Raw genomic sequence first — 14,883 nt, forward strand, 5'->3', positions numbered from 1 at the left:
GATGCACCACCCGTCGCTCAGCCCCGCGATGCACCACCCGTCGCTCGCCCCGGCGATGCACCACCCGTCGCTCAGCCCCGCGATGCACCACCCGTCGCTCGCCCCGGCGATGCACCACCCGTCGCTCAGCCCCGCGATGCACCACCCGTCGCTCGCCCCGGCGATGCACCACCCGTCGCTCGCCCCGGCGATGCACCACCCGTCCGTCAGCTAATGTCGCGATAAAGCGCGTTGTGGCAGAGCGGAGCGCCGCGCACATCCGCTCTGCCGCGCAGTCTTCCTACATCCTAACGTGTGCCTTGCTTTGGCATAGATAAAAACATGACCGCTGAAACGTACATTCGTCGCGCTCGAACCCTCCTCATTGCGTTCGATGATGGAGCTATCTCGGCGTCAAACTTTCTCACCAACTCTTCAGCGGCCATCGACCAGCTTGATATTTCATTGCTTACGGCGGCCAGCGTTTGGCAACCTCCAGCAACACTGTTCGCTTTATTTAGCAACTGGTACGATCCTCGAACAATATCGATCCAATTGCTGCGCCTAGTTGATCTCGGCTTGATGGTCGTCAAGGACACGCCTCTAGGTGAACGCGACATCCATTTTGAGAGGCAATGGAACTGGGATTTGAAGACAGCCTTCTATCATTTTGGAATCAAGAACCCTCAGTACCTCACTCCGCAGGCGACCAGTCTCTGGTTGACCAATAGGCTCTCCACTACACCCATAGTTCCTCTGTATTCGACGAACGAAAGATACAAAACCGTTGTGCAGCTTGCCCCACCTCAGTTCGACTCCGAGATCCTTTCGGTCATGCGAAATCGTCGAAGCTATCGAGGGTTTGGCGATAAGCCTGTTACGGTAGAGCAGTTGCGCGATTGCTTGGTCGCAGGAGTTGGAATAACGGGGTTCATTGAATCACCTCTTGAAGGAATGGGGCAAATCCCGCTCAAGATGACTCCGTCAGCTGGTGGCAGGAATCCATATGAGGCATTCGTCTACGCGCGTAATGTGGAGGAACTTCCACGAGGAGTTTATCACTACTCAGCTACCGAAAACTCCTTGGGGTTGGTTAATGACTCAGAATTGCCGAATTTAGGAGAACTTGTGGGGGGGCAGCCCTGGTTTGATAATGCCGCCGCAGCTATTTTTCTGGTGGCAAACTTCGATCGAACGATGTGGAAATACCCTCATCCCACGGGCTACCGTGTTGTACTCATTGAGTCTGGCCATATCGCGCAAAACATGTTATTGACGGCCACTCTACATGGACTTGCGTCAGCTCCCACCAGCGCGATCAGTGACTCACTTGCAGAGCGCACGCTGTTATTGAACTCGATCACCCAGTCTGTAGTGTATACCATACTCTTGGGCCCAAGGTCAGGTCAGCCCAGCATCGTCGATCCGGTTCGAATCGAGCCCAACCCCAAGATCGCATGATTCGTTTAAAGAAAATGAATGAGGGCGAGTTTGCTGTCTATATGCAGGACGCAGTGCAGTCTCTCGCCGATGAACTTTCGAGAGCGCATGATCTTCCTCCAGCAGGTGGGCTTGAGATGGCAAGGGCATCTTTTGACTCCCTGTTGCCCGAAGGGCGCCCAGACGCGAAAAACCAATTTCTCTACAGCATCGTCAATGATGAGTTCCAGATCGGAGTCCTCTGGTTCGGGGTGCGGCGGGAATCAGGCCGAGACGAAGCGTATGTTTGGGATCTTCTCATCTACCCGCCCTACAGAGGAAAGGGTTTTGGTAAGCTTGCAATGCTAGAGCTTGAGAAGATTGTTCGAGAACTCGGCCTCGCCAGCATCTCTCTTAACGTCTTTGGTCACAATGAGCGAGCACGACACATGTACGTAAGTCTCGGGTATAAGACGGTGGCCATCCGAATGAGGAAATTCATCTGAGCAGACATTTAACTGTAAAAAACTCAGCATGAAAGCCAAGCCCTTGTGGACCCGAGGTGTCCACCGCCACCGGCCCGAGCTTTGGGCATCTCTCTACGCTGGGCCCTGGTGGCCCTCTACCGGCCCGAGCTTTGCCTGCCGGGCCCCGCGGTGGCCTCCACCGGCACGAGGTGCCCGCCGTGGCTGCCGGGCTGTCCTGGCGGACTCCACCGGGCCCGAGTTTCGACTGCCGGGCCCTTTCGAGATCACCCGCCACGTTTATCCCGCTTGCTCCCCCTCCGTCTGTCAGGCGCGGCGCGTTCCGTGCGCGGTCGGCTGCGCTTGCTAGGCGCTGCCGGGCCGGTCGCTTCGGGCGACCCCACATCATCGTCGGCAGGGTCTAGGGCCCATGTACCCTCTTCCCAGCGTTTCAACGCCTGGGATGCTTCAAAAGGGACCAGTCCTGTGCCCTTCGCTGCTTCCTCCAAAACCGCTTTGGCTTCCGCCGTGCGATGGCGCAACAGCAGCGCCGCCGCTGACACACGCACGTCCATTCGTGGATGCGTGAAGAGCACCGCGAGCGCATCCCGTCCGGTGTCACCATGAGCCCGCAGTTTGTCAAACACGGCTAAGCACTGATCAACGTGCTTGTTCGCTGTCTTGGAGTCGCCCCGCCAAGCCGCCTCGGTTTCTGCCTGCACATGCCGCACAAACTCCGCCACAAGACCTTGCAAATCAATCATGGCCAAATGCCGTTTCTGACGTTCTGAATGGCCAGCAGGCCAAATTCCCGTTGCGCCTCATAGGACTGAGTGCTGAGCCACTGACGCACCGTCAGAATCCTTGAGCCCGTAATCCTAAGCATCTTTCTAGAAAAGAGAGCACTAACCCGTGTGTGAATCGCCTTGTCTAGTGCGATGACATTCTCGGTATTGTGCAGGGCCTCGCCCCCGAACCGCTTTACGTTGCCTTTGGTCTGCTCCACGATGTGATGCCATTCCTTTCCGGGGCCCGCCTTTCCCATAGCCGACTTGAAGCCACCAAACGACCCCCACGCCCTGTGTCCGTTCGGCAGGAGCTTACCCCGAGTCGGGGCCGGGCTCCCAGCGGCAACGCCCCGGGCGGCCATGGCCACTGCATGAGGCGCCAACACCACGCGGATCGTCCCCTCGGGCACAGAGACAATAAGGCGCTCGGCGCCGGTTGCCGTCTCCAGCAGGCCCAACCCGGTGCGAGTCGCGACTCTCTCCGACGCTTGCATGAATCCGGGGAGCTTTGGAGCCTTGGAAGCAAGGGCCGCCGTTTCACCAATGGCCGCCGTCCCCACGATGACGAGAATTCGCACACTGTTGGGGCCGATGACACGCCCGAAACGCTCGCCAATCTCGTGCAGCTCCGCAAAGGTGGAGGCTCGGGGCGCATCTTCGTAAAGCCGCGCATAGGCCCGCAGCAAATCGAAGAATTCATAACCGAGGTAACCCCACAGGGCGGCACTAAACACCAGGGCCGCGCCCTTCGTTATCGGCTCGGGCACTGGCGCCAACAGCAGCGCCATATAAACCGTGATGCTAATGCTAATCATCGCGAGCATTCGCGTAGGGTCGAGCATGGCCCGCACTTCCGCGTTTACGCCTTCCAGGGCAGGACCCACCGCCAGGGCGAGCGCAAGGCTTCGCTTGTCGTCATCCTGAATGCGGGGCCCGTCTTCAAACAACGTCAGGCAATCCCCTGGCGTGCCGCACCGCTCGCAAAAATGCCCATAGGAGCGGGCCAGGTCTGATTGCCACGCTTCGCCACTCAAGGGCGCGGAAGCCAACGCCAGCCTACGGCCGACATACAACGGGGGACGGGACGCGGCCACCCGAAGCGGCATGTTGAGCCAAAGCGTTGTCATGGTCTCCGAAAACTCGGCGTCACTCACCTGCACAGGCGCAAAGTCCGTGGGCAGCTTGGCAAAGAAAGCCTCTCCCTCCTGGCTCCCGTCTTCGGCTTCCGCTTCCAGCCCCGATGATTCGGACGAGTCGTGCGGCACGGGTTGACGGTAACGGGAAGCCGTCAACCCTCCACCCATGGGGGCCCCCGTGGCGCACGCTGTAACCAGCATCAGCGCCGCCAGGGCCAGCGCACCCGCGCGCTGGGGCCGCCGTGTGTCCACGGGGCGAGTATCGACAGAATGCCTAGACATTGCCGCACCTCTCCGGGCGAGCCGCCCGAGCTGGAAGCCCAAACCCGTCGATTACAGAAAGCGGCTGATAGCTAGGTCAAGCCGCCGGGTCTGGTGAGGTGCTGAAAACCCATCGGGTAGGTTGGTTTTCCCTCCCGCCGGATGGGGTGGCGGCACTACTCGCGCGCCGCGCCTTGCTTCCCAGCTTACTCCCCAGCCGGGAAGGTGACGTTCCCGAGGTTGACGGTGCGCGGCCCTTGCGCCTCCCACAGCTTGAGGGTGCAGGGGCAGGCGAGTTGCCCCGGCTCCCGCTTGGCGCCCATCACGACAAAGCCACGGGCGCCGGGAGCAATGGCCGACACTTGCCACGCGGAAAGCTCCACCTCCTCCGCGCCCGTCGCGTCCTTCAACACCGCCCCCGCCGCCGTCCAGGGTTCGGCGCCAGGGTTTAGGAGTTGAAGCCTTACCGCCATGCCTCCTGGGAGGGTTACGCCTTGGCGCTGGCTGTAGCTTCGGGCCTTCTCTGTCCGTAGTGCGTTGGCCGGGTCGTGCTTCAAGTCCCTCCCAATGTCTCGCGATTCAACCTCCTCTTCACGCTCCAGCCACGCGGCGCCCATGAGCCCGCCGGGCTCCTTGCGCTCGGCCAGAAGCCGCGCCTTGTCCTCCTGGCATTGGCGGGCTTCGGCCTGTGCTTCGTCTTTCTCTTTCTGGAGCACGTCCGCCGGGCGGGGCTTGCGGAACACTTCCACGCGCCGCGCCCCCCTTGCCGCATGGCCCACGAGCCAGAAGGTTGCACCTGCCGGGGCCGCGCCATCCGCGAAGCGCACCGTTACCTTTACCCTCTCCCCTGGCAGAAAATCCCCCTTGGGAATGACGTGGAGAGTCAGACCCTCTTTGCCCGGGGTCCAATCCGCAAGGCGGCCCTCTGGCTGGACCTCCACGGCCCCCGCAGCAAGGCGGGAGTCAAACGCAAACGTTGTCGTCTCGTTCGGACTAACGCACACCTCGGGGGCCTGTCCCGTGGAGTCCGCCGCCACGTCGATGCGGGAGGTAGCAGCACAGAGGGGGACGGGGGGCGGCGGCTCGGCGGCCTGTGCGGCGCCAGCGAGAAGGGCGAGCGCCAGGAGAGCGCCAGGGGACGGGGGCAGCACGGAAATCCAACCTCCAGAATGCAAGCGGGCCCGCGTCAGACAACCGGTGGGCCCGTGTTAGGCGCAAGGGTGCGGCGGCACTGTCTAGAAAAAACCGCCCTGGTAGCTAGAGCCCTTCGGGAACACGTCAAAGCGGGTGAACATCTTCACGTTGCCGGGCCTGCTCTCGTGCGCGGGGCAGTCGCCCAGACCGGCGGGGCAATCCGGTCCACCCGGCATGGCTGACGGGACCTCCAGGCCAATAACCAGACACACGGGGTAGGCGTCCCCGCCTGGAATCTGCGCCCGGGTGAAGGTGCCATAAAAGCGGCTTTCCCCAAGCTGCAACGTCCCCGAAAGCAAGGTGCCCCGAGGCAGCTTTCCAACGTCTTGCGCAACAACGGTAACCGGGCCCTCCCGCAGAGGAGCCCTCTCGGTGTTCTCCCCTTCGTACCCTTGCAGCACGACGCCTCCCCCCCCGCTGAAAATGCCTAACCTTTTGTGTGACGCCTTCCAATCGGCGGGGCATTCGACAGGCGCGGGCGTGGGGCGCACCTGGGGGGTCGTGCCTCCAGTGCAGCCCTCAAGCAGCGCACAGGTAGCGCCCACAGCGGCGGCACTCTTCAAGGGGGGGAGCCTGCCCGCGCGTTGCGACTGGGGCTTGGGCGCGTCGTCTGGCTTGTTCGTCGTGTCTGACTTGCGAAGCATGGCGGTAGGGGTAGGCGCGGGGGGTTGGGCCCTAACGGGCGCCGCGCCCGTGTTAGCTTCGGCTGGGTTGTGCGGCTGCGCCACTTCGCGGATGGGTGCGGCCCCTTCCGTCTCCCCACCGCTGGCAGACGCGCTAGGTGGGGGCGCGGCCTTCTGGGCCATGGAGGCAGGCGCGACACTCGGAGCGGGGGCGGGCTTTTGCAGCGGCCCCAGGGAGCCCACCGCGAGCGCCACCACCGCGAGCCCCGCCACGAGCGCCAGGGGAGGCCGCTTGAGCATGTCCACCATCAGGGCCCCCATGGGAAGGGGGCCCGAGGCTCCCAGCCAGCGACGCACGCCCCGGGCCCCTCCTGGCGCCGCCCCGTCCGCCACTGGGCCCGCAGCGGGCGCCTCCGGCTTGGCCCTGGGGGAGGGCAACTCGTCCGGGGACGGGGGCGGGGGCGCCTCCTGCTCCTGTGCCGGTGGCTCCTCCACAGGCCACCAGCCGCGCCGGGGTTTGTGCGCTGCTATCCACTGCTGCACTTCCTTCGCCCTTCCGTTCGGCTCTTCGTCCGCACTCGCATTGCCTGCCGTTGTCGCATCGTGGGGGGAGAGGGGATCTATCAACGGCAAATCCCAACTTGCATCACCCTCGGCGGCACTCAGCACCGCTTCCAGTGCGGCGCACAACTCGTCATCACCCTTGAAGCGTGCCTGCGGGTCCTTCTCCAACATGCGCATACACAAGCGGCTTGCCGACTCGGGCACACGCGGATTGATGAGGTGGGGCGCCCTGGGTGTATTCAGGCGGATCCGATCATTCAGCCCACTTTCCAACCGGCCACCGAACGGCATTACATCCGTCAGCAGCCAATACAGAATTACTCCCATTGCCCACAACTCGTCAGACACGGTGTATGTGTATATGTCCTCTGGCGTCTCACCTCTCAGGAACTTGATGATCTCGGGGCTGCGATACTCGGGCGTCCCGGGGGGCACTCGCCCCGGCCCTGTTTCAGTCTGAATTCCCTTCATGGCTCCGTAGCCAAAATCAATCACGACTGGCTCGCCGTCGTCGGCTCGGATGATGATGTTTAATTCCTTCAGGTCCCGGTGCAGCACGTCGAGCCGATGCACCTCCCCCATGGCCTTCGCAATCTTCAGGAACTTGCCCAATGCCACCCGGGGAGAGGGGTTGAATTTTTGGACATACTTATCCATGGTCAACCCGGGGACGAAATCCATGACAATGTATGGATAGCCTATGTCCGGGTCCGGCCACCGTTCGCACCCGCGAAAGCCCACCACGTTTGGGATTTGGAGGTTGAGGGTTTGAAGGCGGACCATGATGGTGACTTCCCGCCGGTTCCAGCCGGTCCACTCCAATTCCGAAAGGAACTTGATGGCGAAGTAACGCCCGCCGCGCTCGGCCTTGTAGACATAGCCAGAGCCGCCCTCGCCTAGCTTGTGGCGGATTGTGTAGTCGCCTACCCGGGCGCCGTCTTTTGGAAGATGAATGACCATGCCGCGAACCTCCGAAGGTCCGCGACTCTAGCAGAACCCAACGCGCGCGGTTGGGTCGTTCTCGCGCATGCTCGCCCGGTTGGAAGCTGGGGCCGGGGCGGAAGGCAGTCCCCTCCATGGCACGTCCGCGCCGAGCACGAATGCGAGCCGCCCACGCCCCGGCCCCAACGCCAAAGCTCGCTCACGCCTCCGGCTCGGAGTCGGGCACCTGCACCGGCTCCAGCAGCTTGGCGAAGCGCGACAGGAGCTTGACCTTTTCGTCAGGCCACGTCTTCAAGGTGCGCACGAGTCGGCGCACCTCGGGAGTCAAATCTCCCTCGGGCGGTGGCTCGTCCATGTTCTTGGCCACCTCCTTCGAGGTAATGCCTAACAGCACGTCCGCCGAGATGCCGAGGGACACCGCGATTTTACGCAGCGTTAGAACGGCGGGCATCATGTGGCCGCGCTCAATCCTCCCGTAAACGGCTGGGGCAATTCCGGCACCCCTGGCGATTTCGGCCTGAGTCACGTTCAGCCTTTCGCGGACGGCACGGGCCGCCTCACCAAGGCTTTTCATCAGGTCTCCGTATTCAGAATCCAAGTCATCCATGTGTCAGCCCCTCTGATTGCGCTGGTAGGTCCTACCGGCGTTCATATGGCTTGAGGTAGGTACTAGCAACATGGCCGATTGCGCGGAGTTGTTCCGGAGTTAGCTTCTTGAGGTAGCGGAACAGGCGCCGCAATCCGGGCGGGTCCTCTGGCGTAGATATGGGCTCCTCCAGGGCATCCACGGGCAAGGGCTCCGACGCTTCCGCAGATGACCGCCCCGACGCCTGCGACGCGGGGGGGACGTCGAGCCCTAGCAATTTGTTGGCATCCGCTCGGAGGGCACGGCACAGGCGCCGGAAGGTGGGCAAGCTCGGGAGCACTCCCCCCCGCTCAATGCGGCCATACACTTCCGTGGCGATGTTGACCAGATCCGCCACGTCTGCCTGTGTCATATTCGCACGCAACCGACATTCACGCGCGGCGGCTCCCAAGTACCTTGCCAGCTTGATTTGTGTGGGGTGTCTGTCAGACATGATGGAGCCTCAACCGCCGTTCGCTTCGTCTTGCAAATCTTCCAGGTCGGGGAGCACGCCGTATTCCATCGGCTGGGCTGCCAGCTTCTTGCGTTCAGTGGCCATCCGCACAACGGTTTGAACCTCGGCCATGACTTGCTGTCGCCCGTAGGAAGGCCCGGCCACCTCGCGGAGGTAGCCGCGCAAGTCGTCGCGCAAATCGGCGGCTGTCTGGTGACGCTGGCCAGGGTCCGCCGCGAGGGCTCGAATCAGGACAGCTTGGAGCGGCTCGGCAACAAACCCAGTCGCCCGCGATACCTCTTCCGTCCCAAACCGGAGCACGCGGTTAGCCAACACGTCCAAGCCTATCCATGTGGGGCGCTCGGTACGAATGCCTGGAGGGAAGCGCGTAGCGGGGCGCTCGGGGAGGAGCCCGAGCGGGTCTAGCGGATACTTCGCCGTCAGCATTTCCAACAGCACCAGCCCCAAGGAGAAGACATCCGCGCGCCCGTCGAGTTCTTTCGGGGCGAGCGGGTCTGACTTCCTCTGGTTGGCGGCGTAGATGGCGCGCAGGAGTTCCGGGGCGATGTAGGCTGGATCTCCTCTCAGCAAATCGCGCGGTGTGGGCATGCGCCCAGCCAACTCGGAGTAAGCCGCCCCAAAATTGGTCAGTTTGACTCGGCCATCCAATGTGAGGCGGATTCGCATGGGCCCCACGGCGCGGTGGACGATGTGCAAGGGAGTCCCCATGTCATCCTCGCACTCGTGCGCATAGGCCAGGGCATCGGCCACCTCGGCGGCGACGTGGACAGCGAAGGGAATGGGCAGGCGGTACTCCACCGCCGCCGCCAAATCCAGGAGAGTGAAAAGGAAAGAGCCTTTCGCGTGCTCCATGACGACAAAGGGGGTGCCGTCGTGAACGACGAAATCAAACACCCGCGCGATTCGGGGATGATGCAGAAACCCCGCGAGGCGAACCTCTTCCGTGGCACGCGCCCGCGCTTCGCGTCCGGTAATGGCACCAACCTTTTTGAGTACGACGCTCCGACGTTCCTTCTTCTTGAGGTGCCGACGTGATGCGATCAAGAGCGTGTCAAAGTCGGGGTGAATCAAGAGGGGCGCTTCTACGTCATAGCGATAATCCCCCGACTCGAAAGAGAAACGATAATCCCTGTAACGATCCGCTCCCTGGCGAGTCGCTCGCCGGGGGCTGTTTCCTGGTGATGGCATGGTGTGATTCCTGTTTGTGGAAGGTTTTGCAGGGAGCTACGGCGCGCTTTTGAAGGGCGGGAGGAAGACGACGCGCAACCAGCCGCCATTGCCATCCGGGGCGTAGAAGCCGCCCACCTCGTACTCACCCGCCCGCAGCGTGGCGCCTTTCACCTCCACAGGGCCGATGCACTGGGTGGGTGTGCCGGTGAGAGCGGAGGAGAGGAAGCCGTCAGAGCCCATCACGCTTAACTCGCGGTAGCGCAGCAGGCGTGAATCCAGCTCAGAGCGTTTCACGGAGGCGGTGCCTCCGATGACTTCCCGCAGCAGCATGTCCGCGACGAGTCGCGGGCCATAGGTGCGGGAGGTGGGCGGATACAGACCGAAGGTGACGCGCAGCCGCGTTGCTTCCTCCGGAGACACGTCCCGGCCTGGGGGCAGCATGTCAGCCGGTAGTCCGGCCTCCAGCAGCAGCGCGCCGAAGTCGTCCAGATCCGCGAGCACGTCCCGCATGGCGCGGAACACCTCGGGACGTGGGCCGCTGGCGCATGCGGCGGGGCACAGCAACAGCACAGCCAGCAAGGCAGGCGTGAGGGGAAAGGGACGGGGGCGAGCACGGGCAACACGAGCCACTATCCGGCGCGCATGGGGGGCGTTCGGCATGGACACCTCGCGAGTTGTGACAACGGTTGGACGAATAGACCAGCCGTGAACCTTGGTGGGTAGACCGGTAGGTAACATGCGGGACCAACCAAGGGAAGGACCAGCCGACTGCGGGGGTCAACAGGGCCGCCCCGACTTGAGCGGGCGGGAGAGGTGCGCCCCGTGCGGACCCTCCCAGGTCCCGAGCTTCGGCTGCCGTCCCCTGGCGCCCTGCCCCCCGAGAGGCCCGCTGTGCTCCTGTCTCCCTCCACGGGCCCGAGGCTTGGCTGCCGTGCCCTGGTGCCTCCACCGCGCCCTGGTAGGCCCACGGGGCCCGAGGCTCGGCTGCCGTGCCCTGGTGGCCTCCCACCGCGCCCTAGTGGCCTCCACGCGCCCGAGCTTCGGCTGCCGCCCTTCCGGTGCCTCCACCGTGCCCTGGTGCTCCACCGTGCCGCTGATGAGCTCCACGAGGCCCGAGCTTCGGCTGCCGCGCCCTAGTGCCTCCACCGCGCCCGAGCTTCGGCTGCCGCGCCCTGGTGCCTCCACCGCGCCGCTGGTGCCCTCCACCGCGCCCGAGGCTCGGCTGCCGTGCCCGAGCTTCGGCTGCCGTGCCCTGGTGCCTCCACCGCGCCGCTGGTGCGCTCCACCGCGCCCGAGGCGCTCCCCGGTGCGTCCACGGGCCCGAGGCTTGGCTGCCGTGCCCTGGTGCCTCCACCGCGCCCGAGGCTCGGCTGCCGTGCCCGAGCTTCGGCTGCCGCGCCCTGGTGGCCTCCACCGCGCCGCTGGTGCCCTCCACCGCGCCCGAGGCGCGCCCCGGTGCCTCCACGGGCCCGAGGCTTGGCTGCCGTGCCCTGGTGGCCTCCACCGCGCCGCTGGTGCCCTCCACCGCGCCCGAGGCTCGGCTGCCGTGCCCGAGCTTCGGCTGCCGCGCCCTGGTGGCCTCCACCGCACCGCTGATGCCCTCCACCGTGCCCGAGCTTCGGCTGCCGCGCCCTGGTGCCTCCACCGCGCCGCTGGTGCCCTCCACCGCGCCCGAGGCGCGCCCCGGTGCCTCCACGGGCCCGAGGCTTGGCTGCCGTGCCCTGGTGCCTCCACCGCACCGCTGGTGCCTCCACCGCGCCCGAGCTTCGGCTGCCGCGCCCTGGTGGCCTCCACCGCACCGCTGGTGCCTCCACCGCGCCCGAGGCGCGCCCCGGTGCGTCCACGGGCCCGAGGCTCGGCTGCCTGCCCTGGTGCCTCCACCGCGCCGCCCGACGCTGCGCCCAGCCCCCTAGGGCTCAGACCTGGCGCCCCGGTTGCGCAGCAATCCGGGCCTCTGGAGGGCGGCGGAATTGGCGCGGCTCCGAAGTCCTCGAGCACGGCGCCAAGGGAGCACGACGCCAGGGCGCGGTGGAGGCCGCCAGCAGCGCGGCAGCCGAAGCTCGGGCCGGTGAAGTTCACAACGCCACCAGGGCGCGGCGAGCACCTCGGGCCCTTGGGGGGCACCAGCGCAGCGGCAGCCGAAGCTCGGGCGCGGTGGAGGCCGCCAGGGCGCCGCGCAAGCCCCGAGCGCAGTGGAATCCACCAGGGCGCGGCAGCCAAAGCTCGGGCCGGTGGAGCGCATCAGCGGCACGGTGGAGGCGCCAGCGGCGCGAACCATGGTCACGGCGCGAACCTCGGGCCCGCATCAGCGGCGCGGCGGATGGCCACCGGGCGCAAATCTCGGGCGCGGCAACGGGACCAGGGCGCGGCAGCCAAACCTCGGGCCGGGGGAGCCTCGGGCCGGTGGAGGGCACCGGCAGCGCGCGGCAGCCGAGCCTCGGGGCCAGTGGACGACGCCAGGGCGCGGTGGAGCGCACCAGCGGCGCGGCAGCAGACACGGCGCGAAGCCTGGGCGCGGTGGTGGCTACCAGGGCGCAGCGGATCCACCAGAGGCCAGCGGCGCGAACCTCGGGCGGGTGGAGGGCGCCACCAGGGCGGCGGCACCGGGGCGCGGCAGCCGAAGCGCGGGCCCGGTGGCGGGCAGCAGCGGATACGGCGCGAAGCGCGGGCGCGGCGCAACCCCAGGCGCGGCAGCGCCCCAGCGTAGCGGCAGCCGAAGCGCGGGCGCGGCGGAGGCCACCAGGACAGCAGCCGAGCCTCGGGCGGATGGAGCCGCCAGCGCAGCGGCAGACACGGCGCGGCGCGCCCTCGGGTGCGGCAAGAGATACGGCGCGAACCCCGGGCGCAGTGGAGCCACCCAAAGCGGCAGCAGCGGCACCAGGGCGCGGCGCAAACCTCGGGCCGGTGGAAGCACCAGAGCACGGCAGCCGAACTTCGGGCCCGTGGAGCACATCAGCGGCGCGGTAGAGCCCACCAAGGGCGCGAAGCTCCGGCCCTTGGAGGCACCACCAGGGCGCGGCAGCGGCACCAGGGCGCGGCGCGAACCTCGGGCCGGTGGGGCGCATCAGTGGCGCAGCGGCAGACACGGCGCGGCGCGATCCTCGGGCGCGGCAAGAGACACGGCGCGAAGCGCGGGCGAGGTGGGGCGCCAGCAGCGGCCCCCCAGCGCAGCGGCAGACACGGCGCGGCGCGATCCTCGGGCGCGGCAAGAGACACGGCGCGAAGCGCGGGCGAGGTGGGGCGCCAGCAGCGGCCCCCCAGCGCAGCGGCACCCGGACGCGGCGCGAACCTCGGGCGCGGTGGAGACACCGGAGCACGGCAGCCGAAGCTCGGGCGCGTGGAGGCGCCACCAGGGCGCGGCAGCAGACACGGCGCGAACCTCGGCCAGGGCGCGGGGCAAACCTCGGGCCGGTGGAGCGCATCAGCGGCGCGGTGTGGAGCGCACCAAGGCAGCAGCCGAGCCTCGGGCCCGGTGGCCGACGCCAGGGCGCGGCGGACGGTGCCAGGGGCAGCAGCAGACACGGCGCGAAGCTCGGGCGGAAAGGAGCCACCCGAAGCGGCGGCAGCGGCACCAGGGCGCGGCGCGAACCTCGGGCCGGTGGAGGCACGCCAGCGGTGCAAACCTCGGGCGCGGTGGATGGCACCAGGGCACGGCAGCCGAAGCTCGGGCCCGTGGAGGCCACCGGGGCGGCAGCCGAGCCTCGGGCCTGTTGGGGCGCATCGGCGGCGCGGTGGGGGCACCGGGGAGCGGCAGCCGAAGCTCGGGCGCGGTGGAAGCACCAGGGCGCGGCAGCAGACACGGCGCGAAGCTCGGGCGCCGTGGCGCCACCCGAAGCGCCAGCAGCGGCACCAGGGGCGCGGCAGATCCACCAGCGGCCAGCGGCGCGGGGGCGGCGCCGGGGCGCGGCGCGAATCTCGGGCCAGTGGAGGCCCGCCAGCGGCACAAACATCGGGCGCGGTGGTGGCCACCACGGCGCGAACCCCGGGAGGGCGCGGCAGCCAAAGCTCGGGCACCGGGGAGGGGGCCAGGGCGCGGCAGCGGCACCAGGGCGCGTCAGCCGATACGGCGCGAACTCCGGGCGCGGTGAAGACCACCAGGGCAGAGTGGACGGCACCACCAGCGGCGGGGCAGCCGAAGCGCGGGCGTGGTGGTGGGCACCACGGCGGCAGCGGTGACAGGGCGCGAAGCTCGGGCGTGGTGGAAAGCGCCACCAGCGCAGCGGCCCCCGAAGCTCGGGCGCATGGAAGGCGCCAGCGGCGCAGCGGCAGACACGGCGCGGCGGCGCTCCTCGGGCGGCGGTGGTAGTCACCTGGGCGCGGCGCGAACCTCGGGCATGGTGGCCCACCTGGGCACGGGCGCGGTGGCGGTGGAGGGCACCAGCGGCGCGGTGGAGGCACCAGGGCGCGGCAGCCGAAGCTCGGGCCCGTAGAGCCCACCAGGGCAGCAGCCGAAGCTCGGGCGCGGTGGAGGGCACCAGCGGCGCGGTGGCGGCACCAGGGCAGGCAGCCGAGCCTCGGGCGCGTGGAGCACACCAGCGGCGCGGTGGCGGCACCAGGGCGCGGGCGCGGCGGATCAGACACGGCGGCAGCGGCACCAGGGCGCGAAGCTCGGGCGCAGTGGTGGCCACCAGCGCACCAGCAGCCGAGCCTCGGACGCCGTGCTCCGTTGAGGGCGCCAGGGCACCGCGGCCGATTCGTGGGGCCCATGGATAGGGCCCCGGTAGGCTCCAGCTCAGGCGCAGCGGAGGAGCCCCAACGCGGCGCACACCTCGGGCACAGCGGCAGCCACGGCGCGAACCTTGGGCGCGGGTGGCGGGCGCCAGGTACGCCGGCCCAATCTCGGGGGGCGGCGCCAGGACGCGGCGCCATTCCGGCGCCAGTGGAGCGGCAGACACGGTGCGAAACTTGGGCGCGGTAGAGTCACCCGCAGCGGGAGCAGCCGCGCCTCGGGTGCGCTCGGGTGCGGTGGAGCGCCAGCAACGCGGCAGCAGCCCCAGCGCAGCGGCAGCGGCACCAGGGCGCGGCGCAAATCTCGGGCGCGGCGGAGGGCATCAGCGGCGCAAACCTCGGGCGCGGTGGAGGGCGCCAGCGCACCGGCAGCCGAAGCTCGGGCCCGGTGGAGGCACCGGGGCGCGGTGGATGGCACCAGGGCGCGGCAGCCGAGCCTCGGGCGCGGTGGAGCAGCGCCAGCGGCGCCAGGAAGCGGCAGCCGAAGCTCGGGCTCGTGGAGGCCACCAGGGCGC

13 protein-coding genes are annotated in these 14,883 nt (G+C 67.3%); 5 read left to right on the forward strand and 8 right to left on the reverse strand.

The features are described 5' to 3' along the window. From NR810_RS52065 to NR810_RS10145, 3 genes are all read left to right on the forward strand, one after another. On the forward strand, positions 1 to 214 hold a 214-nt coding region (locus NR810_RS52065; protein WP_306818060.1), incomplete at its 5' end, for a hypothetical protein. Positions 215 to 321: 107 nt separating this feature from the next. Further along, positions 322 to 1,440, forward strand: a complete 1,119-nt coding sequence (locus tag NR810_RS10140; protein ID WP_257450737.1) for a SagB/ThcOx family dehydrogenase — start codon at positions 322 to 324, stop codon at positions 1,438 to 1,440. Continuing rightward, a complete protein-coding gene (locus NR810_RS10145) occupies positions 1,437 to 1,904 on the forward strand; it encodes a GNAT family N-acetyltransferase (protein ID WP_257450739.1) in 468 nt (155 codons plus the stop codon). Before NR810_RS10140 ends, NR810_RS10145 begins: the two co-directional genes overlap by 4 nt. A gap of 245 nt (positions 1,905 to 2,149) precedes the next feature. On the opposite strand, the gene NR810_RS10150 is transcribed toward NR810_RS10145, so the two are convergent. The 8 genes from NR810_RS10150 to NR810_RS10185 form a co-directional block, all read right to left on the reverse strand. After that, positions 2,150 to 2,626, reverse strand: a complete 477-nt coding sequence (locus tag NR810_RS10150) for a DUF2019 domain-containing protein (protein ID WP_306818061.1) — start codon at positions 2,624 to 2,626, stop codon at positions 2,150 to 2,152. Further along, positions 2,623 to 4,068, reverse strand: coding sequence for a SitA5 family polymorphic toxin (gene sitA5, locus NR810_RS10155; protein WP_456062028.1), 1,446 nt, complete (start codon positions 4,066 to 4,068; stop codon positions 2,623 to 2,625). Before sitA5 ends, NR810_RS10150 begins: the two co-directional genes overlap by 4 nt. Before the next feature lie 185 nt (positions 4,069 to 4,253). Continuing rightward, positions 4,254 to 5,198, reverse strand: a complete 945-nt coding sequence (locus NR810_RS10160) for a DUF2381 family protein (protein WP_257450744.1) — start codon at positions 5,196 to 5,198, stop codon at positions 4,254 to 4,256. An 84-nt stretch (positions 5,199 to 5,282) separates the two neighbouring features. Further along, the gene (locus tag NR810_RS10165) at positions 5,283 to 7,388 is read right to left on the reverse strand and encodes a serine/threonine protein kinase (RefSeq protein ID WP_257450761.1); all 2,106 of its coding nucleotides are present in this window, start codon (positions 7,386 to 7,388) and stop codon (positions 5,283 to 5,285) included. A 181-nt stretch (positions 7,389 to 7,569) separates the two neighbouring features. Next, a complete protein-coding gene (locus tag NR810_RS10170) occupies positions 7,570 to 7,977 on the reverse strand; it encodes a helix-turn-helix domain-containing protein (protein ID WP_257450763.1) in 408 nt (135 codons plus the stop codon). Positions 7,978 to 8,008: 31 nt separating this feature from the next. After that, positions 8,009 to 8,449, reverse strand: a complete 441-nt coding sequence (locus tag NR810_RS10175; protein ID WP_257450765.1) for a helix-turn-helix transcriptional regulator — start codon at positions 8,447 to 8,449, stop codon at positions 8,009 to 8,011. Positions 8,450 to 8,458: 9 nt separating this feature from the next. Then, positions 8,459 to 9,541: a serine/threonine-protein kinase gene (locus tag NR810_RS10180; protein WP_257450768.1), complete on the reverse strand. Its 1,083-nt coding sequence runs from the start codon at positions 9,539 to 9,541 to the stop codon at positions 8,459 to 8,461. A gap of 153 nt (positions 9,542 to 9,694) precedes the next feature. Next, on the reverse strand, positions 9,695 to 10,150 hold the full coding sequence (locus tag NR810_RS10185; RefSeq protein WP_257450770.1) for a hypothetical protein: 456 nt from the start codon (positions 10,148 to 10,150) through the stop codon (positions 9,695 to 9,697). A 737-nt stretch (positions 10,151 to 10,887) separates the two neighbouring features. On the opposite strand from NR810_RS10185, the gene NR810_RS10190 reads away from it, so the two are divergent. Both NR810_RS10190 and NR810_RS10195 read left to right on the forward strand, forming a co-directional pair. Continuing rightward, positions 10,888 to 11,553: a hypothetical protein gene (locus tag NR810_RS10190; RefSeq protein WP_257450772.1), complete on the forward strand. Its 666-nt coding sequence runs from the start codon at positions 10,888 to 10,890 to the stop codon at positions 11,551 to 11,553. Between the two features lie 2,328 nt (positions 11,554 to 13,881). After that, entirely contained in the window at positions 13,882 to 14,070 is a 189-nt protein-coding gene (locus NR810_RS10195; RefSeq protein ID WP_257450775.1) for a hypothetical protein, read from the forward strand. Positions 14,071 to 14,883 lie beyond the last annotated feature (813 nt).

It is taken from the genome of Archangium lipolyticum, from assembly GCF_024623785.1.
GTDB classification, from domain to species: Bacteria; Myxococcota; Myxococcia; order Myxococcales; family Myxococcaceae; genus Archangium; species Archangium lipolyticum.